The sequence below is a fragment of the Cellulomonas sp. genome (assembly GCF_965229465.1).
Taxonomy (GTDB): Bacteria; Actinomycetota; Actinomycetes; order Actinomycetales; family Cellulomonadaceae; genus Cellulomonas.
Genome location: NZ_OZ245882.1, coordinates 1,234,554 through 1,259,045, shown reverse-complemented (window position 1 = coordinate 1,259,045; position 24,492 = coordinate 1,234,554). Strand labels below are relative to the sequence as shown.

The window sequence follows — 24,492 nt, the reverse complement described above, 5'->3', positions numbered from 1 at the left end:
CCCCGGCTCGCGGGGAGCCGGGGCCGCCGTTGCCGGGTCAGCCTCCGTAGCTGACCAGGTACGCCGGGATGGTGGCGGTGCCCTGGGCCACGCCACCGGTGGTGTTGATGATGTGCGCGATCGTCCCGTTGCCGCCCAGGGAGACGGTCAGCAGGTTGTGCATCCGCACGCCGGGCTTGTCGGGCACCTGGAAGCCGCGGTCGACGACGATCGAGGGGTCGACGTTGAAGTACGAGTACGCCCCCAGACCCCAGCCCTCGTGGGTGGTCACCGAGTCGGCGACCTTGTAGGCCGCGTACCCGCGGGACGACCCGTTCTGCCACGCCGCCTGGTTGGGCACGTCGTACGGGAGCTCGTTCTGGAAGAACACCGTGCGACCGCGGTCACCGTTCCAGAGCAGGTTCTCCTTCTGGAAGTGCTCGACGAACAGCCCGTAAGCCATGACGTCGTTCCCGTTGACGATCAGGCCGTGGTCGGAGGTGTTCACCGTCCAGCCGATGCCGGCCCCGTGGTCGCCGCGCCAGGACCAGATGTGGTCGACGATCGTGTCGTCCGCGTGCACGACGAGCGCGTCCGTGACCTTGCCGGCGATCGCGCCGCCCACGCGGGCGAACACGTCATGGATCGAGATCGGGTTCGCCGCGTGGTCGGCGTGCGAGCCGGCGACTCCCACCTCGAGCAGGGCCGGAGACTTCGTCGTGCCGGCGTCGAACAGGATGCCGGCCACCTTGACGCCGTCGACGTCGGCCACCTTCATGGCCGTCTGGCCGGCGGTCGGGATGATCGTCGCGTAGCCGAGGCCGAGGACCACGGTGTTGGCGCGGGTGACCTGGATCGTCTGGTCCAGGCTGTAGACGCCCGGGGTGAGCAGGAGGTTGAGCCCCTGCGCGAGCGCCTGGTTGATCTTCGTCGCCGTGTCACCGGGCTTGGCGACGAAGAACTGGGTGAGGGGGATCGACGTGCCGGGGGTCGCGCCGTCGGCCCAGGAGATGCCGCGGGCGTTGGTGCGGACCGACGGCACGAACACCGCGTAGCTCGACCCGTCGAGGTACAGGTACGGCTTCTCCCGAACCACCGGGCTGGTGTCGATCACGGTGTGCGACGGGTTGGGGAAGCTGGGCGCCGGGGCACCCTGCACGCCGGAGAACGCCATGTTCCACACCGACCCGCCCCACGACCCGAACGTGCTGTCGCGGTTGAGCCACTGCTGCTGGCTGTAGGACTGCACGGACCCGTCGACCTTCGAGTCGGCGATGAACCCGCCGGACGCCCAGCCGTAGCTGCTGGGTGCCAGGTTGAGGTTGCCCTTGACGTGCACGCGCCGCATCGGCGCCGCCTGCGAGACGGCCCAGCGAGCCTCCCCGGTGAACGGCGTGATGGCCAGGTTCTCCACCGAGCGCCAGAAGTTCTGCGTGGCGTTCCCGGCGAACCACTGTGCGTCGACCCAGACGCCGCCGGTGATGTTCACGTCGTCCGGGTTCCTGCCCAGGCCGGAGATCGACGTGTTGAACCCGATGTGCGCCTGCACGTCGTACGAGCCGGGGGCGAACAGGAACTGGTCCCGGCGGGTGCCGAACTGCGAGGTCTCCTGCGCCTGGAACGCGGAGTCGAGGGTGGCCTGGATGGACGCCTGCGACATCGCGGGCGTGAACACGTGCACGTTCGGTCCGAGGTCGCCGCCGCCCGGGATCGGGTCGACTGGCGGATCGGTGGGGGGAGTGGTCGTCCCTGTGTTGATCTGGACCTCCCAGAGCGAGTAGCCGTAGCCCGTGCCACGGGCCGTCAGGTCGAGCCGCACGTAGCGCGCGGTCGCGGCTACGTCGAGCGTCTGGGCCCCGCCGGTGCCGTTGGTGACCGTAGCCGCCGTCGCCCAGGTGGTGCCGTTCGTCGATGTCTGGACGCGGAACGCCTTGCCGTACGCGCCCTCCCACCGCAGCGTGACCTTGCAGACGCTCTGCGACGAGCCGAGGTCGACCCGCCACCACTGCGCGTCCGCGAACGTGCTGGACCAGCGGGTGCCGAGGTTGCCGTCGACCGCCGCGCTCGCGGGCGTGCCGCCGTTCTCGGTGGTCGACGCGGTGGCTGTCTTGCCCTGCGCGACGTTCGTGGTGCCGCAGGTGCCGGAGGTCGGCGTCGGCGTCGGAGTGATCCCGCCGACCTCGCCGAAGACCTGGAACTCCCACAGCGAGTAGCCGTAGCCGGTGCCGCGGGCGGTCAGGTTGAGCCGCACGTACCGGGCGGAGCCGCTGACACTCACGCTCTGCGTGCCGCCGGTGCCGTTGGTGACCGTGGCCGCGGTGGACCAGGACGTGCCGTCGGCGGACGTCTGGACGGTGAACGCCTTGCCGTACGCGGCCTCCCACACCAGCGTCACGTGGTCGAGCGTGGCGGTCTGGCCGAGGTCGACCTGGAGGGTCTGCGGGTCGGCCCGGAGGCTGGCCCAGCGGGTGGCTGCGTTGCCGTCGACGGCGTTCCGGGCAGGGGTGTAGTCGGTGTTCTCCGTCGAGGAGGCCGTGGCGGTCTTGCCTTGGGACAGGTTGACGGGAGCGGCGTTCGCGGCGGTGGCGGCGGTGATGGCTCCGACGGCGACGACGCCGGCCGCGAGCACCGCGGCGACCCAGGCTCGGGCCCGGGAGTGGACAGGGGTGTGCATGGGGTTCCTCACGGATCGGGTGCCAGCCTCGTTGCCGGACACCGGTGGGAGCACGGCCCGGCCGGGCCTGATGCGGGGACGGCCGGGCCGTGCGTCGAGGGGTGTCGGGCTACGGGATGAGGTTGTAGTTCGCGTCCAGGACGGCTCCGGCCCACGGCTTGTACAGGTCGTAGCCGCGCGGGTTGCACTGCAGACCGCCGTTGATGCAGTGCTCGGTCAGCGCCTGGAGCACGGCCGGGTCCCACGCGTTGAAGAAGTCGTAGTGGAACGAATACCCGCGACCGCTGGAGAACCGGACGTCCGACATGTTCCCGTCGGCCGGCCACGACAGCTTGAACTCGAGCATCGGCACGGCGACCGGGTGGGTGGCCGGGCACTCGCCGTGGACCGGGTACGCCATGTGGCTCTTGTGGTTGGCCGAGTCGAGGTCGACGCCGTTCCAGCAGCTGGGTGCCTGGTAGCGGACGTTGAGCTGCGACCCGATCGGGCACGTGGCCGGGATGTCCCAGTTGAACGAGCTGTTCCCGCACTCGAAGCCCTCGACCGCGCCGGGGGCCGTCCGGAACTCCTCCTGCGTGGCGGCCATGCTGCCGACGAGGAACCGCAGACCCTGCGGGAACGGGACGACCAACTTGTAGTCGAGGATCCCGGTCTTGTAGTAGATCGTCTGCTCGTTGCTGGCGACGACCTTGTTCTCACCGCGCATGAGGGTGGGGAACCAGTACGCCGACTCGTCCTGCGGCACCGTGCAGCTGGTGCTGTTGGCGGCGAGCAGGGAGGCCGTCGTGGTGTGGGCGTCGGTGGAGCGGTTGCCCAGGAACGTGTGGCTGTGCGACGCGCCCGCCTGGCCCGGGTAGACGATCGGGTCGTCGTTCAGCGTGCGCGTGGGGGTGCAGTTGGCCTGGAACTCGTGGTGCGTCACGGTGGTGTCGGCACCCGGCGGGGCCGGCGGCAGCGGCTTCGGCGTGTGCGGAGGCGTGCTCGCGCCGCCGCTGCCGAACACGGCGAGGTCCCACAGCGAGTAGCCGTAGCCGGTGCCGCGCGCGGTGAGGTTCAGCCGCAGGTACCGGCCCGTGCCCGGGGCGGCGATCGTCTGGTTGCCGCCGGTGCCGTTGGTGACCGTGGCGACGGTGGTCCAGGTGGTGCCGTTGGGGGACACCTGCACCTGGAACGCCTTGGCGTAGGCCGCCTCCCAGCGCAGCTCGACGCGGTCGACCGTGGCGGTGGCGCCCAGGTCGACCTGGATCCACTGCGCGTCGGAGAACTGACTCGCCCAGCGGGTGGCGTTGTTGCCGTCGACGGCCTTGGACGCGGTGAAGTCCGGACCCTCCGCCGACGAGGACGTGGCGAGCTTGCCCTGCGAGATGTTGACGGGCGCGGCGCTCGCGGTCGTGGCGATCGCGACGCCCAGACCGGTGGCGACGAGCACCGCGGACAGGCTCCCGGCCAGCCAGGCCCGGGCTTTCCGTGAGCGTGGTGCGTGGAGATGGGTGGGCATGAGGTCTCCTTCAGGAGGGATCTGATGGACCCGAAGGAGGTGCGACGATGCACACGAACCTTCGGCGTATCGGCTCTGTGAGGGGTTGGCCGAGGGGTGGTGCCCGGGGCGGGTGGCCGCCCGCCCCGGGCACGTCTATTGGCTATGCGTGCCTACGCATAAACGCCAAGCTCGTACAGCGAGTAGCCGTACGCCGTGCCGCGGGCTGTTCCGTGCACCCGCACGTAGCGGGCCGAGCCGGCAGTGTTCAGGGTGTCGACGTTCCCGTCGCCGGCGGTGACCGTGGTCAGGGTCGACCACGTGGTGCCGTCGTTCGACGTCTCGATGCGGTAGCCCTTGCCGAACGCGGACTCCCACACGAGCTGGATCGACGAGAACGAGCGCACCGAGCCCAGGTCGACCTGGATCCACTCGTCGTCGGCCCAGTTGCTGGCCCAGCGCGTCGAGTAGCTGCCGTCCGTCGCCTGACCCGGCGTGAAGTTGCCGTTGTACGGGTCGAACGACGATGCGGTGGCGGTGCGGCCCTGAGCGATGTTGGTGCCGCCCAGGGCCGGCGGGACGACGCGGAACGACCTGGTCTCGACGCCCACGTTGCCCTTGCCGTCCTCGGCGAACACGTAGACCTTCCAGACGCCGAGCGTCTGCGGGGCCGTCACCGAGAACGTCGTGCCGCTGCGCGTGAACGTCGCCGGGGCCAGGCCGCCGGAGTTGTTCACGTACTTGCTGTTCAGCAGCACGTTGTAGGTGATCGGGTCGCTGTTGGGGTCGGTCGCGGCTGCGGTGACCGTGAACGTGGAACCCGCGACGACGGCTCCGCTGTTCGGCACGGTCATCGAGCTGAACGTCGGGGGAGTGTTGGTCCCCGCCGCTCCGGCCGAGCCGCCGTAGGCCTTGGCGATCGCGTAGTACGAGAGGCGCTTGTTGTTGCCCGGCTTCACGTTGAACCAGATGCCGCCGAAGTCGCCCTCGTTGCCGTAGTGGAACAGGGTGGCGCCGAGCGCGACGCCCGGGTGGGCCTTGATGCAGTCCCACGCCCGCGTGTAGCCGGCCGCGTTCTGCGCGTCCGTGCCCTGGTCGGGCACGCCGTTGGCGTCGTTCGGGACCTCCCACTCGCCCGCCGGACCACCCTCGGTGACGAGGTACGGCTTGGTGTAGCCGCCGGCGATCCACGTCGCCTTGGCGTCGCACACCGCGTTGTAGCTGTTCAGGCCGTACAGGTCCAGGTCGGGCGCGCTGGCCTTGTAGTACGGCCACGCGCCGGTCCACGCGTCCGTCGACGTCACGGGGTGGGTGGGGTCGATCTGGTGGATGCGCTTGGCGGCGTCGTTGACGAACGTCGCGTAGGCGGTGCGCTGGGCCTCGAGCTCGGCGCCCGAGTAGCAGTTGCCGAGGCCGAGCAGGGACTCGTTGCCGACGTTCCACATCAGCACGCCGGGGTTGTCCTTGTAGGCGGTGACCCAGGTGACGATGTCGTTCATCGAGCTCGTCTTGTACGCGGTGTCGGTGACGTAGTTCGGGCAGCCGCCCGAGCCGGGGCCGCCGCCGGGCGCCAGCCAGAAGCCGGCGACGGTGCGCATGCCCGCGGCCGCGGCGGCGTCGAACAGGACCTTCGATCCCGCGTCGGTGCCCCACGTGCGGATGGTGTTCACGCCCATCGCCTTGAGGTTGGCGGCGTGCTGCGGGAAGTCGGCCGGGGCCGGTCCCCACGTCATGCCCTTGGTCACCCACGGCTGACCGTTGACCAGCAGCGCCCAGTTCCCCTGGCTGCCGGCGATCCGCACCTTGCCGTCCGCCGGACCGGTGGGACCGGTCGGGTCGGGAGTCGGCGTCGTCGTGCCGGTCGTGCGGACGGCGACCTCCCAGAGCGAGAAGCCGTAGCCGGTGGCTCGGGTCTGGAGGTCGAGCCGCACGTACCGGGCTGTGCCCGTGAGTGCGAGGGACTGGGTGCCGCCCGTGCCGTTGGTGATCGTCGACAGGGTGGTCCACGTGGTGCCGTCCGCGGATCCCTGGACCCGGAACGCCTTGCCGTACGCGCCCTCCCAGGTGAGCGTGACGTTGCAGAGCGCCTGGCCGGTGCCGAGGTCCACCTGCCACCACTGGTTGTCGGCGAACGTGCTCGCCCAGCGCGTGCCGGCGTTGCCGTCGACCGCGAGACCGGCCGCGGTACCGGCGCCCTGCTCGGTGGACGACGCGGTCGCGGTCTTCCCCTGCGCGACGTTCGTCGTCCCGCAGGTGCCGGTCGGCGGCTGCGTCCCGCCGGGGGTGCCGTAGACCTGCACCTCCCAGAGCGAGTAGCCGTAGCCGGTGGCGCGCTTGGTGCCCAGCAGCTGCACGTACCGGCCGCTGCCGGTGACGTCGAGGGTCTCCTTGCCGCCCTTGCCGGTGGTCGTCGTGTAGATGCCCGTCCACGTCGTGCCGTTCTCCGACGTCCGGATCTGATAGCCGGACCCGTAGGCGGCCTCCCAGGTCAGGACGACCTGGTTGACCAGCGCGGTCGCCCCCAGGTCGATGGTCAGCCACTGGGCGTCGGACGCCTGGCTGGCCCAGCGGGTGCCGGCGTTGCCGTCCACCGAGGCGGAGGCCGGGGTGTAGTCGGCGTTCTCCGTGGACGAGGCCGTCACCGTCCGGCCCTGCGAGAGCAGGACGGGCGCGGCCTGCGCGGCTGCGGCCGGGATGCCGATGCCGGCGGCGACGAGCGCGGCGGCGGCCAGGACACCCAGCAGTCGCCGGCTGCGGCCGGGTGGGGGTGTGGTCCGGGTGGGGCGAGGGGTGGTGGTCGTGAACACAGGTGTCTCCTCCGGGGCCTGCCTGGCCGGGGACGGGAGGTCGGTCCGCAGTCGATCTCGTCGTCGGTCCGTGTGCCGGGCGTGCAGTTCGTCGTTGAGCTGATGCCGGTGGTACTGGGAGAGCGCTCTATCGCCGAGACCGAGTCTGGGGCGGCGATATCGCTCGTGGTTGGGGTGGGTTGTGCCCGCTTTGACTCCCGGACGGACGGTATACCCCTTCTCACCCGCTCGCATAGCCCAGGCGATGGGAGAACTCACCCCTGAAACGCCCCGAGGGGTGCTCAAATCCGCGAGAGCGCTCTCCGGCACTGGTAGCCTTCGGGCATGGCAGACGACCCCGCCGACGCGCCACCGGCTGCGGCCGCGCGCGTCCACGCGGGGACCCTCGAGGCGACCCCGCCGACGGGCCTCCCCGTGGCCGTCGTCGCTCGCGCGTCCGGCTCGGGTGCGCCCACCCTCGAGGACGTCGCCCGCGTGGCCGGCGTCTCCCGGGCCACCGTCTCCCGCGTGGTCAACGGCCAGCGCCGGGTCGCCGCCGAGATCCAGGCGGTCGTCCGCGAGGCCATCGCCACCACCGGCTACGTGCCCAACCTCGCAGCCCGATCCCTGGTCACCCGGCGGACCGGGGCGGTGATCGTGGTGGTGTCCGGCGCGGAGGAGCAGGGGAAGCCGTCGACCATCGACTTCGCCGACCCGTTCTTCGGGCGCGTCGTCGGCGGCATGCTGCGCGCCCTGCGACCGCACGCCGTCGACCCGATCCTCATGCTCGCGGAGACGGACGCCGACCGGTCACGCGTGCTCTCGTCGCTGCGCAACGGCAACGCCGACGGCGCGCTCGTCGTGTCCACCCGGGGGGACGACCCGATGCCGGCGCTGCTCGTCGAGGCCGGGTTGCCCGCGGTCGTGTTCGCCCGACCCGGACGGCCGATCCCGCTGAGCTTCGTGGACGTCGCCAACCGTGACGGAGCCCGGCTGGCCGCCGAGCACCTGGTGACCCGCGGGTGCCGGCACGTGGCGGCCATCTCCGGTCCGCTCGACGTGCCGTCCGCCCAGGACCGGTTGTCCGGGTTCCAGGACGCGATGGCCCGGCACGGCCAGGCGTTCGTGCCGACCGCCGGCGGCAACTTCACGTACGAGAGCGGGGTGGCCGCCATGACCGCGCTGCTCGACGGGTACGGGGACCTCGACGGGGTGTTCGCGTCCAACGACCTCATGGCGCTCGGCGCGATCCAGGCGCTGCAGACCGCCGGCCGCCGGGTGCCCGAGGACGTGCGCGTGATCGGGTTCGACGACAGCTCGCTCGGCGCCCTGTCACGGCCCGCCCTCACGTCCGTGCGGCAGCCGATCGAGGAGATGGCCGCGGAGATGGCCCGCATCCTGCTCGACACCATCGCGGACCCGGGACGCCGAGTGACGTCGACGATCTTCGAGCCCACCCTCCGCATCCGCGACAGCGCCTGACCCTCCTGCCCTCGCGAGCGCAACGACCCCGCACACAGCAACGTCCGCACTCCTGCGGGCAGGAACCCACTGGAGTGCGGACGTTGCGTGCGGGGGGTCAGCTGCCGATGGCGGACTCGACCTCGAGCGTGAACTGCTTGGCGGCGTCCGCCGGGGTCAGGCGGCCGAACAGGACCTCCTGGTTGAGCCGACGCGTGATCTCGGCGACCTGACCGGCGCCGACGGGCGGGACGGCCGGGCCGTCGACGATCTCGTCCTCGAGGTCGGCCAGGAATTCGGCGGCCTGCTTGTCGGTGGCCGAGAACTTGTCCTGCACCGCCGCGCGGACGTCGGTGTTGGCCGGCAGGCCACGGTCGGAGAGCAGGATCTCGCCGGCGGCGGGGTCGTTGAGCAGGAAGTCGACCAGCAGGGCGGCCTCGGCCGGGTGCTCGGACTTGGCGGAGATCGAGTAGTACATGGCCGGCTTGAAGTACATGCCGGTCCGGTCCTCCTCCGACTCGCCGGGGACGCGGAGCAGCTTGAGCTCCTTGCCCGAGGCGTTGGTGATGGCGGTCAGCTGGTTGGTCCAGAACCACGCCATGGCGCCCTTGCCGGTGGCGACGAGCGACTGCTCCGGACCGCCGGCGTCGACCTCGACCGTCGTCGCGGCGTCAGGTGAGCCGCCACCGGCCTGCAGGTCGAGCGAGTACTGCCACCAGTCGGCGAGGGTGTCTTCGTCGTACCCGAGCTTGCCGTCCCTCGTGTATAGGGACTCCCCGCGCTGGCGGGCGAAGATCGAGAACCCGGGCTCGTTGAACCCGTAGTCCTGCGCGCCGAACACGGCCTTGCCGGTCTTGGCGGAGATCTCGTCGGCGATCTCGACGTACTCCTCCCAGGTCCACGACGAGTCGTCGGGCAGCTCGACGCCGGCGGCCGCGAAGGCGGTCGGGTCGGCGACGATGGCGTACGCGTTGACGCCCGTGGCCACGCCGTAGAGGGCGTCGTCGATGGTGCCGGACGCCAGGACGTTCTCGTCGATCTTGGAGGTGTCCAGGCCGAGCTCGTTGAGGTCGGCGAGCACCCCGCGCGAGGCGTAGTCGTTGAGGAACCGCTCCTCCTGCGTGATCACGTCCGGCGCGTCGCCACCGGCCACCGCGGTGCCCAGCTTGTCGAAGTAGCTGTTCCAGTCGGTGTAGTCGGGGACCACGGTGATGTACGGGTACTTCTCCGTGAACTTGTCGAGCACCGTCTGCGTGAGCTCGTGGCGGGTGTCGGAGCCCCACCAGGAGAAGCGGATCTCCACGGGCTGGGGCGGACCCGACGAGGTGGGGGTGGCGGCGGGCTCGTCGGACGAGCCCGCGCAGGCGGTCAGTGCCAGGGCCGCGAGGGCCAGCACTGCACCGGCACGGAGGGACGATCGGGTGCGCATGGTTCTCCTTGGGGGACGAGGACGACGGTGTGCTGTCTCAAGGCCGGCGGAACTGGGCGGAGCAGGGCGGAGCAGGTACCTACTTGATGCCTGTCGTCGCGATGCCCTTGACCAGGTACTTCTGGCCGAAGAGGAACGCGAGGAAGACGGGGATGAGCGAGACGATCGACATCGCGAACATCGGGCCCCACGAGCTGGCGCCCGTGGAGTCCAGGAACGTGCGGAGAGCGACCGGCGCGGTGTACATGTCCGGCCGGACGAGGAAGATGAGCTGGCTGAAGAAGTCGTTCCACGTCCAGATGAACGTGAAGATCGCCGTGGTGGCCAGGGCGGGCAGCGACAGCGGGAGCATGATCCGCAGGTAGATGCGGCCGTGCCCGCAGCCGTCGAGCCGGGCGGCCTCGTCCAGCTCCCGGGGGATCCCGCGGAAGAACTGGACCATGAGGAAGATGAAGAACGCGTCCGTGGCCAGCAGCTTCGGGACGATGAGCGGCAGGAACGTGTTGATCCAGTCCAGCCGGGCGAACAGGATGTACTGCGGCACGATGATCACGTGGATCGGCAGCATGATCGACATGAGCATGACCGCGAACCACAGCCGCCGGCCCCGGAACTCCAGCCGGGCGAACGCGTAGGCCGCCATCGAGCAGCTGACCAGGTTCCCCACCAGCGACCCGAGCACGATGACCGCCGAGTTCAGCAGGTACCGGCTGAACGGGTACTGGAGCGCGGTCCAGCCCTGGGAGTAGTTGGTCCAGTCCACCTCGGTGGGGATCAGCGACACGTCGCGGAAGATCAGCTCGGTGGGCTTGAACGAGCTGATCAGCAGCCAGATCAGCGGGTAGAGCATCAGCAGGCACAGCGCGATGAGGGCGGCGTGCTTGAGCACCGAGCGGCGGCGGTCGGGCCACGGGGAGCGGCGGTGCTGCACCGGAGGGACCTCGGCGGCCAGGGCCGTCAGGGTCGTGGCGGGGGGCGTGGGGCGCACGTGGACCTCAGTCATCGTAGAAGACCCAGAACTTGGAGGCGAAGAAGTTGATCAGGGTCATCACTGCGACGATGAGGACGAGCAGCCACGCCATGGCCGACGCGTACCCCATGTCGAAGGCCGTGAAGCCCTTCTGGTAGAGGTAGAGCGTGTAGAACATCGTCGAGTCGGCCGGTCCGCCGGTGCCGCCGGAGACCACGAACGCCTGCGTGAAGCTCTGGAAGGCGCCGATCACCTGGAGCACCAGGTTGAAGAAGATGATCGGCGTGAGCAGCGGCAGCGTGATCGAGCGGAACTTGCGCACCACGCCGGCACCGTCGATCGCCGCGGCCTCGTAGTACATCTCGGGGATCTGCCGCAGGCCGGCCAGGAAGATGATCATCGGGGCGCCGAACGTCCAGATGTGCAGGAGCACCAGGGTGCTCAGCGCGGTGTCGGGGTCGGACACCCAGCCCTTGCCCTCGATCCCGAACAGGGCGAGGAAGTGGTTGACCAGACCGTCGACGCCGAACACCTGGCGCCACAGGATGGCGACGGCGACCGAGCCGCCGAGCAGGGAGGGCAGGTACAGGACCGAGCGGTAGAAGGGCAGACCCTTCAGGCCGCGGTCGAGGATCAGGGCGAGCGCCAGGGCGGCGATCAGCTGGAGCGGCACCGCGGTGAACACGTAGGTGAACGTGACCCGCAGGGAGTTCAGCAGCCGGGGGTCCTGGAACAGTCGCGTGTAGTTCTCGAGGCCGGTCCACTGCGGCGGCTCGAGCAGGTTGTAGTCCGTGAAGGACAGGTACCCGGACGCGACCATCGGGCCGATCGTGATGAGCCCGAGCCCGAGGAACCAGGGCGCGAGGAAGATCGCCGCGCTCTTCCCGTCGCCGCTGCGCAGGGGTCGCCGCGTCGGCGTACCCCGCGCGGCCTTGGCCGTGCGCCGTAGCTCCGTCACCACAGACATGTCGTCGATCACCTCACTGTGTTCGCCGTGGGGATCCGGTGAGAAACCGGTTCCTCGGTCGGTACCGTAGCACCGGAAGATGTGGTTGGGAACCGGTTTCCCGTGGTGTATGTTCGGCGCGGAGCCACCCCCACGTAGGCGGCTCGAGGGTGACCGCGGGAGGCTGCAGTGACGCAGAACGGGTGGACGCGCAGCGCGTCGACCATCGCCGAGGTCGCGCACGCCGCGGGCGTCTCCCGGGCGACCGTGAGCCGGGTGATGAACGGCCGCGCCACGGTGGACCCCGAGCTCGCCGCACGCGTCCGTGACGTGGCCGAGCAGCTGCACTACCGCCCCAGCAACACCGCGCGGAGCCTGTCGCTCGGACGCACCAACACCGTCGCCGTCGTCGTCCCCGACCTGGCCAACCCGATGTTCCAGCAGGTCCTGCGAGGGGTCGCCTCGGCCGCCGCCGAGGAGGGGTACCGCGTGCTCGTGGCCGACACGGCCGAGCACGCCGACGACGAGGAGCGGATCGCGCTCGACGCCCGGCTGCGCTGCGACGCCCTCGTGCTGGTCTCCCCGCGCATGTCCGAGGCGACCCTGCGCGCGCTGCTGCCCGAGATCCGCCCGGTGGTCGTCGTCAACCGCGCCGCCGACGGCACCACCCCCACCCTGGCCATCGACTATGCCGCCGGCATCGACCAGATCGTCGAGCACCTCACGGGCCTGGGCCACCGGCACCTGCTCTACCTGGCGGGCCCCCCGGACAGCGCCTCGCACGGTGCGCGGCTGGACGCCCTGCGCGCCGCGGCCGCCCGCCGCGAGGACGTCCGGCTGAGCGAGCGCCCGGCGGGCTCGTCGGTCGAGTCCGGGTACGCGGCCGCGCAGGACGTGCTCGCCTCCCGGGCCACGGCCGTCGTGGCCTACAACGACCTGGTCGCGTTCGGCCTCCTCGCCCGCCTGAACGAGCTCGGAGTCGCGGTGCCCGGCGACGTGTCGATCACGGGGTTCGACGACATCGAGCTCGCCCGGTTCGCGACGCCGTCCCTGACCACCGCGACCGTGCCGCAGGCGGAGCTGGGCCGGCAGGCCTGGGCGCACCTGCGCTCGCTCGTCGGCGGCGACGCCTTGGACCCGACGCCCCCGCTGATCATGCCCGTGCTCGCGATCCGCGCGAGCAGCGGACCGGTGCCCCCGGCGGCACGGCTCGGCCGGCGCGCCGCGACCGACCCGGTGGGTCCGGAGGTTCCCGAGCTCACCGGCGCGTCGTGGTCCTCCGACCTGGGCTCGTACCTGCTCAGCGGGGCGACCTCCGGTCCGACCGTCCCGCTCGCCCGGTACGAGTCGGGGGAGCGCGTGCCCCGCGTGCACGCCCCGCGCCCCTACCTGCACCCGGTGCACTCGGCGGCCGGCACCGCGCTCACCGAGACCAGCCCCGTCGACCACCGCCACCACTACGGCGTCTCCATGGCGGTGCCGGTGGTCAACGGCACCAGCTACTGGGGCGGCCGCACGTTCCTGCGCGACGAGGGCCCGACCCTGCTGCCCAACCACGGCCGGCAGGTCAGCGGCGGTGCGCGGCTGGCGGACGAGAGCGCGACGCTGGTCGACGAGATCGAGTGGCTCGACGAGCGCGATCGGCCCCTGCTGACCGAGGACCGGCGCCTGAGCGCGGCACCCCTGGCGGACGGTCGCGGGTGGACGCTGCGCTGGTCCAGCGTCCTGCACGCCTCCCACGGACCGCTGCGGATCGAGAGCCCCGGCACCAACGGCCGGCCCAGCGCCGGGTACGGCGGCATCTTCTGGCGGCTCCCGTCGGCCGACGTCACCACGGTGCTCGGCGAGGGGCTCGTCGGCGAGGAGGCCGTGCACGGCAGCCTGTCGCCGTGGCTCGCGTTCGTGCAGCGCCGCGAGGGGGCGACGACGACAGTCCTGCTGGTCCAGCACCCCGCGGTGCTGCGGCCGTGGTTCGCGCGGGTGGCCGAGTACGTCGGGGCCGGGCCTGCTCTGGCGTGGGACCGCGTGGTCGACGTGCCCGACGGTGGCCGGCTCGACGTCGGGCTCGCCGCGGTGGTGGTGGACCGCGCGCTCGGTGCCGACGAGGCGGGACTCGTCGCCGGGCAGGCGTGGGGATGACCACGCAGGTGCCCCGCGGGGCGATGCCCGTGAGCGATCCGACGACGGACCTGCCGACGATCGCGGTGGTCGGGGTGCACGGCCACGGCGCCACGCATGTCCGCAAGGTCGCCGACCTGCAGGAACGCGGCCTGGCCACGCTCACCGCCCTGGTCGACCCGCGGCCGGTCGACGGCCCCTGGTACCCCGACCTCGACGCCCTCCTGGTCGCCGACCCCCCGGACGTCGTCGTCATCGCCACGCCGATCCCCACCCATCTCCCGCTGGCGTCCGCCGCGCTGCGCGCGGGCTGCGACGTGCTCCTGGAGAAGCCGACCACCGCCTCGCTCGCCGAGCACACCGAGCTGCTGGCCGTGGTCGAGGAGACCGGCCGGCTGTGCCAGGTGGGGTTCCAGACGTTCGGTTCCGGGGCGGTCGACGAGGTCGCGCGGATCGTCGCGACCGGCGAGCTGGGGGAGCTCACCGGGGTCGGCGCGGTGGGTACCTGGGTGCGCGGTGCGGGGTACTTCGCGCGCGCCCGCTGGGCCGGCCGGCGCACCCTGGACGGCGTCGAGGTGGTGGATGGCGTGGTCACCAACCCCCTCGCGCACGCCGTGGCGACGGCGCTGCTGCTGGCCGGCGCGCGCACCGTGGACGACGTGACCGACGTGCGGGTGGACCTGCACCGTGCGAACCCGATCGAGGCCGACGACACCTCGGCGGTGATCGTCGAGACGCGCGGCGGTGTGCGGGTGTCGGCGGGGCTGACCCTGTGCGCTCCCGTCCGCTCGCCCGCCCGCGTCACCGTCCGCGGCACGCTGGGCACCGCGACGCTGTTCTACGAGACCGACGAGATCGAGGTGACCTCGCCGCGCGGCACGCGGCGGATCCGCTGCGGACGGGTGGACCTGCTCACACAGCTGCTCATCGCGCGCACCCACCCGGCGGTCACGCTGCGGTGCTCGGTGGCGGACACGGGCGCGTTCCTGCGCGTCCTCGAGGCCGTGCGGACTGCGCCGGACCCGGCGCCCGTGCCCGACGCGTTCGTCGAGTGGCGCGGCGAGGGCGACGAGCGGCACCCGGTGGTCGCGGACGTGGAGCACTGGTGCGCGCGGGTGGCCGACGAGGGCGCGACGTTCGCGGAGCTCGGGGCACCGTTCGGCGCCTAGGCTCGATGGTCGTGATCCTGCGTCCCTACCGCGAGGCCGACGCCGCCGCGACGCTCGAGGTCTTCCTGCGGGCGATCCGCACCACCGCGAGCCGCGACTACACGCCGATGCAGGTGGCCGCCTGGGCGTCGGACGAGATCGACGTGGCGGGGTGGTCGGCGCGGCGGGCGGCCCACCGCACGCAGCTCGCGGAGGTCGACGGCCGGGTGGTCGGGTTCACCGACGTGGACGAGCACGGGTACGTCGACATGCTCTTCGTCGACCCGGACGTCGGGCGGACCGGTGTGGCGTCGGCGCTCTTCGGGTGGGTCGTGGAGACCGCGCGGGACCTCGGCGCCACCGAGCTCACCACGCACGCGAGCCTGACCGCGCGGCCGTTCTTCGAGCGGCAGGGGTTCGAGGTCGTGGTGGAGCAGCGCCCCGTCCTGCGCGGCGTCGCGCTGACGAACTTCGTGATGCGGCGCGACCTCGCGCTGTAGTCGGTCACGCGCGCATCGGCGCTGATCAGGAGCGATACCGGCTGCGGATGACTGCGTAGTCGTCGGGAAACGGCGACGGCGAGCGCTTTCCCCAGTTTCCGCGAAAGTCTTGCGCAGCCGGTGAGCGGTCTGTAGGAATGTCCTGCTTGCTCGGGTGAATCGTTCCAAGATGACCGATCGGGTACTGCCTCAACGACGAGACAAAGGGTGATGCCATGCGCTCGACGCGCGCGCACGACGAGGGACGACCGGCACCACGCACGACCCGGGCCATGCTGGCCGGCGCGGCCGTTCTCGCGCTGACGGCCACCGGGGGCCTGCCCGCACTGGCGGCCGATCCCGTGACCACGTGGAAGTTCGACATGGGCACCGCGACGAGCCCGGTGGCCGACGGCTACCAGCAGGTGACCGACGCGACCCGCTACTCCGCCGCGACCGGCTTCGGCATCGTGCCGGCCGAGGGCATCACCCCGATCTCCCGCGACCGTGGCGCCGAGGACCCCGCCGACCGCGACTTCGTGCTCGCCACGGCATGGACCTTCGTGCTCGACGTGCCCAACGGCACCTACGACGTGACGGTCCGGTCGGGCGACCTGCTCGCGGGGAGCAGCACCACCAAGACCACCGTGACCCTCGAGGGTGCGGGCGGCGGCTCGCTGAGCACCAAGACGGCCACCGTCTCCGGCACGTGGCCGGCCACGGTCGCCGACGGTCAGCTCACCGTCGGCATCACCGGCAGCGGCGCGGGCGGGTACGTGAGCTCGATCGTCGTCGCGCAGACCGGCACCACGCCCGTGGAGCCGGACCCCGGCACCTCCACGATCGCCGCGCCGACCGCCGTGCGCCTGGCGCACGTGACCCCGACGGCCGTGACGCTCCGGTGGAACGAGGTCGCCGGTGCGACCGGCTACGCGGTGTCGCGGTCCGACACCGTGGACGGCACCTACACCGAGGTCGCCCGGACGGGCGCTCGTGAGGTCATCACCACCGACGCCGTCGACACCTCGGTCCTGCGCTACTACCGCGTGCAGGCGATCGACGCGGCCGGCCTGTCCGTGCCGTCGACCGCCGCGGTGAGCAGCCTGCCGACCGCGCCGACGGTCCCGGACGTGCTCGACTTCGACCTGGGCAGCGGAGCCCTCTCGCCCGGTTCCACGAGGCTCGACGCCACCAGCGCGTACAGCGCGGCCACCCGGTACGGCTTCGTCGACACCCGGGCCGTCACCGCGACCGACCGCGCCACGGCCGACGCGCTGCGCTCCGACTTCGTCAGCGTGGGCGACACCGAGCTCGTCGTCGACCTGCCCAACGGCGACTACACGGTGAGCCTCGTCGCGGGCGACGCCACCGAGGCCACCGACGTCGCGATCACCGCCGAGCAGATGGCCAAGGTCGCCGCGACCGCCAAGGGCGCGGGCCAGTTCCTCGAGATGTCGTTCGACATCGCGGTCGTGGACGGCCAGCTCAACCTCGACTTCTCCGGCACCGCGCCGAAGCTCAACCAGCTGCGGATCGCCGCGCAGAGCCCCCGCGCGCCGGGCACCGAGCCCACCGTGTGGATCACCGGCGACTCGACCGTGCAGAGCTACACCGCGGACTACGTCCCGCAGGCCGGCTGGGGTCAGATGATCGGCCGGTTCCTGTCCGACGGCGTCACGGTGTACAACCGCGCGATCGGCGGGCGCTCGTCGAAGAACTTCATCAGCCAGGGCCGGCTCGACGAGGTCCTGCGCCTGGTCAAGCCCGGCGACTACCTGTTCGTGCAGTTCGGCCACAACGACGCCACCTACGGGGTCGACGACCGGTTCGCCGCCCCCGCCGACTACGCGCAGTACCTGCGGACGTTCGTGGACGGCGCCACCCAGCGCGGTGCGCAGCCGGTGATCGTCACGCCGGTGTCGCGCCGCAGCTTCGACGCGGCGACGGGGAAGTTCACCGTCTCGTTCCCGGAGTACGTCGCCGCGGCCACGGCGCTGGCCACCGAGACCGGCACGCCGCTGGTCGACCTGTCGGCGTCCAGCCGGGCGTACCTCGACCAGATCGGTCCCGAGGCATCGACGAGCGTGTTCCTGCACGTCCCGGCCGGGGTGTACCCGGGCCGGCCGACGGGCACGGTCGACGACACCCACTTCCAGGAGTACGGCGCCATCCAGATGGCCCGCCTGGTGGCGACCGACGTGAAGGCGCTGGACGTCCCGCTGGCGGACGAGGTGCTCGACGTCGAGCCGCCCGCCGACGTGCCGGCCCCGCCTGCGGGTCTGGTGGCCGGGTCCGTCTCCAACGCGGGGGTGCAGCTCACCTGGACGGCGAGCGAGGGCGCGGACATCTACCGCATCTACCGCAAGGCCGCCGCGGACGGGGACGACGCCTACGCGCTCGTCGCCACCTCCACGCTCCCGCAGGCCGCGGTCGGCGGGCTGGTGGAGGGTGCGTCGTACGACCTGCGGGTGGTCGCGGTGAACGGTCGCGGACCGTCGGCACCCTCGGCCGCCGTGCGCGTCACGACGAAGGCCGCGCTCTTCAAGTTCGACGTGCAGCTGGCCGGCAACGTGCTCATGCCGGGGTACACCGAGGTCAACCAGAACTCCCGGTACACCCCGGAGATCGGCTGGGGCTGGCTGGACCCGACGGGTCTGGGCGGCCGCGACCGTGGCATCAGCTTCACGCCGCCGCCCAACGCCCTCCAGCGCGACTTCCTGCTGCCGGGCACCCAGCACGTGTTCGCGGTGGACGTGCCCGACGGCAGCTACGCCGTGAAGACGTACAACGGCGACTGGATCGGCACCAGCCGCTCCAACGTGCAGCTGGAGGGCAAGGACTTCGGCGCCTCGAACGCGGGCGCGGGGTCGGTGTCGGAGAAGGTCAGCCAGCCGGTGCTCGTCACGGACGGTCAGCTGAACCTGGTCATGACGGGGACGTCGAGCCGGCTGAACGGCATCGAGATCACGCCGCTGCTGCTGGCGCCGTCGGCCCTCACGCTCGACGACCTGAGCATCGACGGCTCGAGCGTGAGCGTCTCGCTGCGCTGGACCGGCACCGACGACTCCGCCGGCTACCGCGTCTACCGCAAGGCCGCGGGCTCGTCCGCCCCGGTCGCGCTCGGTGACGTCAGTGCGACGACGTTCGTCGACACCACGCCCGACGTCGGCCTGGAGTACGAGTACCACGTGGTCGCGCTCGACCCGAGCGGGCTCGAGTCCGTGCCGACGGACACGCTCGACGTGACGACCGTCGACCCGGACGTCCCGACGGCCGCGGTGCCGACCGGGCTGACCCACGGCGCGGTCCACAAGAACGACGTCACGTTCACCTGGGACGCCGTCGACGGCGCGCTGTTCTACCAGGTGTACCGGCAGGCCAAGGACGGCTCGTTCGTCGTCGTCGGCCGCGCGAGCGGTCCGGCCTACACGGACAGCACGGTGCTCACCACCATCGAGTACACGTACCGCGTGGCCTCGGTGAACGCGGGCGGAGTCTCGGCTGCCTCGGAGACGCTCACCACCCCGGCCATCACCACCCTGGCGCGCCAGGCCGAGCGGCTCGACCGCTCACCGGTGGCCGTGCAGAGCGACGGTGGCGTCTACCTCGGCTGGCGTCAGCTGGGCCTGGACCCCGACTCGATCGCGTTCCACGTGTACCGGGACGGCACCCGCATCACCACCACGCCGGTGACGGCCAGCACCAACCTGCTCGACGCGGGCGGCACGGCGACCTCGGTGTACCGGGTCAGCTCGGTGGTCGACGGGATCGAGCGCTGGGCCACCGCCGAGTTCCGCGTGTGGGACAGCCAGCACCTCGACGTGCCGCTGGACGAGCCCGCCGACGCGTACACCAAGGACGGTCAGCCGTACACCTACAACGCCAACGACGCCTCCGTCGGGGACGTCGACGGCGACGGCCAGTACGAGATCGTCGTGAAGTGGGACCCGTCCAACAGCAAGGACAACTCGCAGGCCGGGTACACGGGCAACGTCTACGTGGACGCCTACGAGCTGGACGGCACGCGGCTGTGGCGGATCGACCTGGGGCACAACATCCGGGCCGGCGCGCACTACACGCAGTTCCAGGTGTTCGACCTGGACGGGGACGGGAAGGCCGAGGTCAGCCTGAAGACCGCGGACGGCACCGTCGACGGCCTCGGTACCGTGATCGGCGACGCGCGCGCGGACTACCGGAACTCCTCGGGCTACGTGCTCACCGGGCCGGAGTTCCTCACGGTCTTCGACGGAGCGACGGGCGCGGCGGTCGACACGATCGACTACACGCCGCCGCGCGGTGACGTCGGCGCGTGGGGCGACGCCTACGGCAACCGGGTCGACCGGTTCCTGGCCGGAGTCGCCTACCTCGACGGCGAGCACCCGAGCGTGATCTTCAGCCGCGGCTACTACACGCGCACCGTCCTGGTCGCCTACGACTTCGACGGCTCGACTCTGACGAAGCGCTGGACGTTCGACTCCAACGAGGCCGGGTCGCAGTACACGGGCCAGGGCAACCACAACCTGTCCGTGGCCGACGTCGACGGGGACCAGAAGGACGAGATCGTCTTCGGGTCCATGACGATCGACGACGACGGCACGGTGCTCTACGGCACCGGGCTCGGGCACGGGGACGCGCTGCACGTCAGCGACCTCGACCCCGGCCGGCCGGGCCTGGAGGTGTTCGCGGTGCACGAGGAGGCGCCGCGCAGCAAGGGCATCGGGGCGACGTTCCGCGACGCCGCCACGGGTGAGGTGCTCTGGTCGATGCCGGCCACCGCCGACACGGGTCGCGGTGCCTCGGACGACATCGACGCGTCGCACCCCGGCGCCGAGTCGTGGGCCGTGGTGGCCGACGGCACGTGGAACTCGCGCGCCGGTCAGCTGCGGGCCGCGGACGGGGAGCTGCTGGGGACCACCATCCCCGCGGCGAACTTCCTCACCTGGTGGGACGGCGACCTGCTGCGGGAGATCACCGACCACGACTGGTCCACGGAGACGCTCACGGGCGTCCCGACGATCTCGAAGTGGGACCCGTCGTCGGCCTCGTCGGACGAGCTCTACCGGGCGACCGGCACCCTCTCCGACAACGGCACCAAGGGCACCCCCGCCCTCCAGGCCGACCTGTTCGGCGACTGGCGCGAGGAGATCGTCACGCGTCTGGCGGACTCCTCCGCCCTGCGGATCGCCACGACCGTGGACCTCACCGACCACCGGCTGCGCACCCTGCAGTCCGACCCGGTGTACCGGCTCGGCGTGGCGTGGCAGAACACCGGCTACAACCAGCCGCCGCACACCGGGTACTTCCTCGGCGACGGCATGGCGACCCCGGCGGCGCCGAGCATCGTCTACACCGGACCGTCCACCGGTCCCGGTGAGCGGGTGCCTGGTTCGGCCACCGCCAAGCCCGGCAAGGCCGTCCTGTCCAGCGACAACTGGGACAACGACAGCAGCTTCACGGTCGCCGCGAACCTGTGGTGGGGCCAGAACGCCCAGACCGTGACCCTGCTGGAGAACGGAGTCGCGGTCGCCACCCGCGACCTGGTCGACGCCACCCCGGCTGCGCAGTCGGCGGCCTTCCAGATCGCCGGCAAGCCCAACGGGACGTACGTCTACACCGCCGTGCTGACCAACCAGCACGGGTCGACGACGACCGCCCCGCTCACCGTCAAGGTCACCGCGGCCAACCCGGGCACCCCGGCGGTCAGCCACGACAACTGGGACGGCGACGGGTCGTACACGCTCACCACCAACCTGTGGTGGGGGACCAACGCGACGACCTACCGGCTGTACGAGGACGGGGTGCTCATCGACAACCAGTCGCTGACGGCCAACGGCACCAACGCGCAGAAGGCCACCACCACGGTGAACGGCCGCGCGATCGGCACGCACGTCTACCGCGCGGAGCTGTCCAACGCGCTCGGCTCGACCAGCAGCCCGGAGGTGAAGGTCAAGGTCACCCGCTGACGAGCACCCACCCAGCGCAACGTCCGAGCAGATGCAGGCTCCAGGCCACTTCTGCTCGGACGTTGCGGGGTCTGTCAGGGGAGGCGGACGTGCTGCGGGCCCAGCTCCTTCACCGTGGAGACGCCCAGCAGGGCCATCGTGCGGCGGACCTCGCGCTCGAGGATGTCGACCGCCCGCTCGACGCCCCGTTCGCCGCCGGCCATGAGGCCGTACAGGTAGGCGCGCCCGACGAGCGTGGCGTCGGCGCCCAGCGCGAGCGCGGCGACCACGTCGGCGCCGGACATGATGCCGGTGTCCACCCAGACCTGCGTGCGGTCGCCGACGGCCTCGGCGACGTCCGGCAGCAGGCGCAGCGGCACGGGTGCGCGGTCGAGCTGACGGCCGCCGTGGTTGGACAGGACCACCGCGTCGGCGCCGGCGTCCGTGACCCGGCGGGCGTCCTCGACGGTCTGGATGCCCTTGATGATCAGCGGCCCGTCCCAGGACGCGCGGATCCACTCCAGGTCCGCGATCGTCATGGTCGGGTCGAACAGCTTGTCCAGCAGGTCCGCGACGGTGCCGGACCAGGTGCTCAGCGACGCGAAGGTCAGCGGCTCGGTGGTCAGCAGGTTCAGCCACCAGGCGGGGTGGGTCGCGGCGTCCAGGACCGTCTTGACGGTCAGTGCCGGGGGGATCGAGAAGCCGTTGCGGGCGTCGCGCAGCCGAGCGCCGGCCACCGGCACGTCGACCGTGAGCATGAGCGCCTCGTAGCCCGCGGCCTTGGCGCGCGCCATGAGGTCCTCGCCTGCGGAGCGGTCCTTCCACACGTACAGCTGGAACCACTTGCGTGCGTCGGGCCCTGCTGCCGCGACGTCCTCGATCGACGTGGTGCCCATCGTCGACAGGGCGTACGGGATGCCGCGGCGCTGAGCCACGCGGACGACCGCACGCTCGCCCTCGTGGTTCATCATCCGCGTGAAGCCGGTGGGGGCGAACGCGAACGGCAGGGCGCTCGGCGTGCCGATCATGTCCGTCGTCGGGTCCACGTGGGACACGTCGTGCAGGATCGACGGCTGGAACTCGAGCTCGCGGAACAGCGACCGCGCTCGGCGCAGGCTGATCTCGGCCTCGGCGGCGCCGTCGGTGTAGTCGAAGACCGAGCGGGGGGTGCGCTTGCGCGCGACGGTCCGCAGGTCGGCGATGGTCAGCGCGTCGTTCAGGCGTCGCTCGGTGGCGTTCAGGACCAGAGGCTTGGGGCGCAGCAGCGGCTTGAGCTCGGACCACGAGGGGATCTGACGGTCGGTCACCGGGGGCTCCAGGGTGTGTGGCGCGTCGTCGGGCAGCACAGGAGATTGAAACGATACAACACCGCGACCTCCGGCTCTACGGCGCGCGGGACGCCGCATCCCCGACCGTACCGACCCTGCCCCCGCTCGACACCTTCGCGGCACGCGAGCCCGGCCCTGCGGGTCGACCGGAACGGTGGCACCGTGAAGCAGGACCGTGCGTGTTTGTAACGATTCAGTGCCAGGCGTTGACAGCCCGGCAAGCGCTCGCCTAACGTCCGGAATGCGCTTTCACCCCCCGAGCAAGGAGGCTCAACGACGATGAAGCGAACCCTATGGAAGACGGCTGCAGTTGTTGCCGTCGCCGCCCTCGCCCTGACCGCCTGCTCCTCTGGCGACTCCGGCGATGCCGAGCCCACGGCCAGCACCACCGGCCCTGACACGTCCCCCGTCACCCTCAACTTCACGTGGTGGGGCAACGACGACCGAGCAGCCCGGTACAACGAGGCACTGGCGCTGTTCAAGGAGAAGTACCCCTACATCACGGTCCAGACCAGCTTCGCCGGGTTCCCGGACTACTGGACGGCGCGGTCCACCGAGGCCGCCGGCCGCTCGCTGCCGGACGTCATGCAGTTCGACCTGTCGTACCTGCGTGAGTTCAACCAGAACGGTCAGCTGCTCGACCTGCAGGAGTGGGTCGACAACGGCACGATCGACCTCTCCGGCTTCGACGAGACGCTCACCAAGGCGGGCGTGCTCGAGGACAAGATGATCGGCATCCCGACGTCGACCAACACGTTCGCCATGTTCCAGAACCCCAACGTGATCGAGGCAACCGGGGCCACGTTCCCCGACGAGGCCGACTACACGTGGGAGGACTACAACGAGTTCATCGCCGACGTCTCCAGCGCCGGCACGACGACGGCCGACGGCTACGCCCTCTACGGCGCGGTCGACTACACGGCCACGTTCTGGTTCTTCATCCAGTGGCTGCTCCAGAAGGGCATCACGCCGTTCGAGGACGACGGCACGTTCGGCTTCGACGAGGCCGACGTGGTCGAGTTCCTCGAGCTCACGTCCGACCTGCGGGCGGACAAGCAGGTCTTCCCGGTCGACCGCAACCTCGCGCTCGCACCCAAGGGCGGCTTCACGGTCAACGAGACCGCGTCGGAGATGAGCTGGGACAACTTCCTGGCCGCCTACGTCGCCGACTCGGGCACCCAGAACCTGTCTATGGCGCAGGTCCCGTCGATCGAGCCGGGCGAGAAGGCGCTGTTCTTCAAGCCGTCGATGCTCCTGTCCTCGGGCGCCAACACGAAGTACCCGGAGCAGGCCGCCACGCTGATCAACTTCCTGCTCACGGACCCCGAGGTCGGCAAGATCTTCGGCACGTCGAAGGGTGTGCCGGCCGACGCCGACCAGCGCGCCGCCGTCGACACGACCGAGGGCAGCGTCGACGCCCAGGTGATCGCGTACGAGGAGAAGGTCGCCGAGCAGGTGACCGAGTCCACCCCGATCCCGGTCAAGGGCTTCGGCACGATCGAGGCCAAGTGGCGGACCCTCGCCGAGGAGCTCGCCTACGGCACGCTCACCCCGGACGACTTCGCCGAGCAGTGGTTCGCTGAGGCTGAGTTCTCCACCCAGTGACACGGGGTGGGCCGCCCGGTGAACTCCGGGCGGCCCACCACCCACAGCAGCTCCACCATGAAACCTACGAACGGATCACGCTCGTGACCCTCACTGCCGAGGCTCCGACGACAGGCACCTCGACCGCCGCGCACTCCGCCGCCCGGAAGC

The 24,492-nt window shown here is 71.2% G+C and carries 13 protein-coding genes; 6 read left to right on the top strand and 7 right to left on the bottom strand.

Features of this window, described 5'->3' with window-relative positions:
* Positions 1–37: 37 nt before the first annotated feature.
* The 3 genes from ACO06A_RS05925 to ACO06A_RS05915 all read right to left on the bottom strand — a co-directional run bounded on the left by ACO06A_RS05925 (position 38) and on the right by ACO06A_RS05915 (position 6,937).
* Entirely contained in the window at positions 38–2,653 is a 2,616-nt protein-coding gene (locus ACO06A_RS05925; protein WP_421735112.1) for a discoidin domain-containing protein, read from the bottom strand.
* A 109-nt stretch (positions 2,654–2,762) separates the two neighbouring features.
* Entirely contained in the window at positions 2,763–4,151 is a 1,389-nt protein-coding gene (locus ACO06A_RS05920; RefSeq protein ID WP_421735111.1) for a DUF1996 domain-containing protein, read from the bottom strand.
* A 152-nt stretch (positions 4,152–4,303) separates the two neighbouring features.
* Entirely contained in the window at positions 4,304–6,937 is a 2,634-nt protein-coding gene (locus ACO06A_RS05915; RefSeq protein ID WP_421735110.1) for a discoidin domain-containing protein, read from the bottom strand.
* Positions 6,938–7,261: 324 nt separating this feature from the next.
* On the opposite strand from ACO06A_RS05915, the gene ACO06A_RS05910 reads away from it, so the two are divergent.
* Complete coding sequence (locus ACO06A_RS05910; RefSeq protein ID WP_421735109.1) at positions 7,262–8,398, top strand: LacI family DNA-binding transcriptional regulator; 1,137 nt, start codon at positions 7,262–7,264, stop codon at positions 8,396–8,398.
* Between the two features lie 97 nt (positions 8,399–8,495).
* On the opposite strand, the gene ACO06A_RS05905 is transcribed toward ACO06A_RS05910, so the two are convergent.
* From ACO06A_RS05905 to ACO06A_RS05895, 3 genes are all read right to left on the bottom strand, one after another.
* Positions 8,496–9,806: an ABC transporter substrate-binding protein gene (locus ACO06A_RS05905; RefSeq protein ID WP_421735108.1), complete on the bottom strand. Its 1,311-nt coding sequence runs from the start codon at positions 9,804–9,806 to the stop codon at positions 8,496–8,498.
* Positions 9,807–9,885: 79 nt separating this feature from the next.
* Positions 9,886–10,809, bottom strand: coding sequence for a carbohydrate ABC transporter permease (locus ACO06A_RS05900; protein ID WP_421735107.1), 924 nt, complete (start codon positions 10,807–10,809; stop codon positions 9,886–9,888).
* Positions 10,802–11,743, bottom strand: coding sequence for a carbohydrate ABC transporter permease (locus tag ACO06A_RS05895; protein ID WP_421735106.1), 942 nt, complete (start codon positions 11,741–11,743; stop codon positions 10,802–10,804). Before ACO06A_RS05895 ends, ACO06A_RS05900 begins: the two co-directional genes overlap by 8 nt.
* Before the next feature lie 168 nt (positions 11,744–11,911).
* Between ACO06A_RS05895 and ACO06A_RS05890 the strand changes: the two genes are divergently transcribed.
* The 4 genes from ACO06A_RS05890 to ACO06A_RS05875 all read left to right on the top strand — a co-directional run bounded on the left by ACO06A_RS05890 (position 11,912) and on the right by ACO06A_RS05875 (position 21,430).
* Positions 11,912–13,861, top strand: a complete 1,950-nt coding sequence (locus tag ACO06A_RS05890) for a DUF6807 family protein (RefSeq protein WP_421735105.1) — start codon at positions 11,912–11,914, stop codon at positions 13,859–13,861.
* On the top strand, positions 13,858–15,009 hold the full coding sequence (locus ACO06A_RS05885) for a Gfo/Idh/MocA family protein (protein WP_421735104.1): 1,152 nt from the start codon (positions 13,858–13,860) through the stop codon (positions 15,007–15,009). The genes ACO06A_RS05890 and ACO06A_RS05885 overlap by 4 nt, the downstream gene beginning before the upstream one ends.
* 11 nt (positions 15,010–15,020) lie before the next feature.
* The gene (locus ACO06A_RS05880) at positions 15,021–15,488 is read left to right on the top strand and encodes a GNAT family N-acetyltransferase (protein ID WP_421735103.1); all 468 of its coding nucleotides are present in this window, start codon (positions 15,021–15,023) and stop codon (positions 15,486–15,488) included.
* A gap of 215 nt (positions 15,489–15,703) precedes the next feature.
* Positions 15,704–21,430 (top strand): fibronectin type III domain-containing protein, encoded by a 5,727-nt coding sequence (locus ACO06A_RS05875; RefSeq protein ID WP_421735102.1) that lies wholly within the window; start codon positions 15,704–15,706, stop codon positions 21,428–21,430.
* Positions 21,431–21,504: 74 nt separating this feature from the next.
* On the opposite strand, the gene ACO06A_RS05870 is transcribed toward ACO06A_RS05875, so the two are convergent.
* Positions 21,505–22,716, bottom strand: coding sequence for an alpha-hydroxy acid oxidase (locus tag ACO06A_RS05870; protein ID WP_421735101.1), 1,212 nt, complete (start codon positions 22,714–22,716; stop codon positions 21,505–21,507).
* Positions 22,717–23,016: 300 nt separating this feature from the next.
* Between ACO06A_RS05870 and ACO06A_RS05865 the strand changes: the two genes are divergently transcribed.
* Positions 23,017–24,342, top strand: coding sequence for an ABC transporter substrate-binding protein (locus tag ACO06A_RS05865; protein ID WP_421735100.1), 1,326 nt, complete (start codon positions 23,017–23,019; stop codon positions 24,340–24,342).
* Positions 24,343–24,492: the final 150 nt, after the last annotated feature.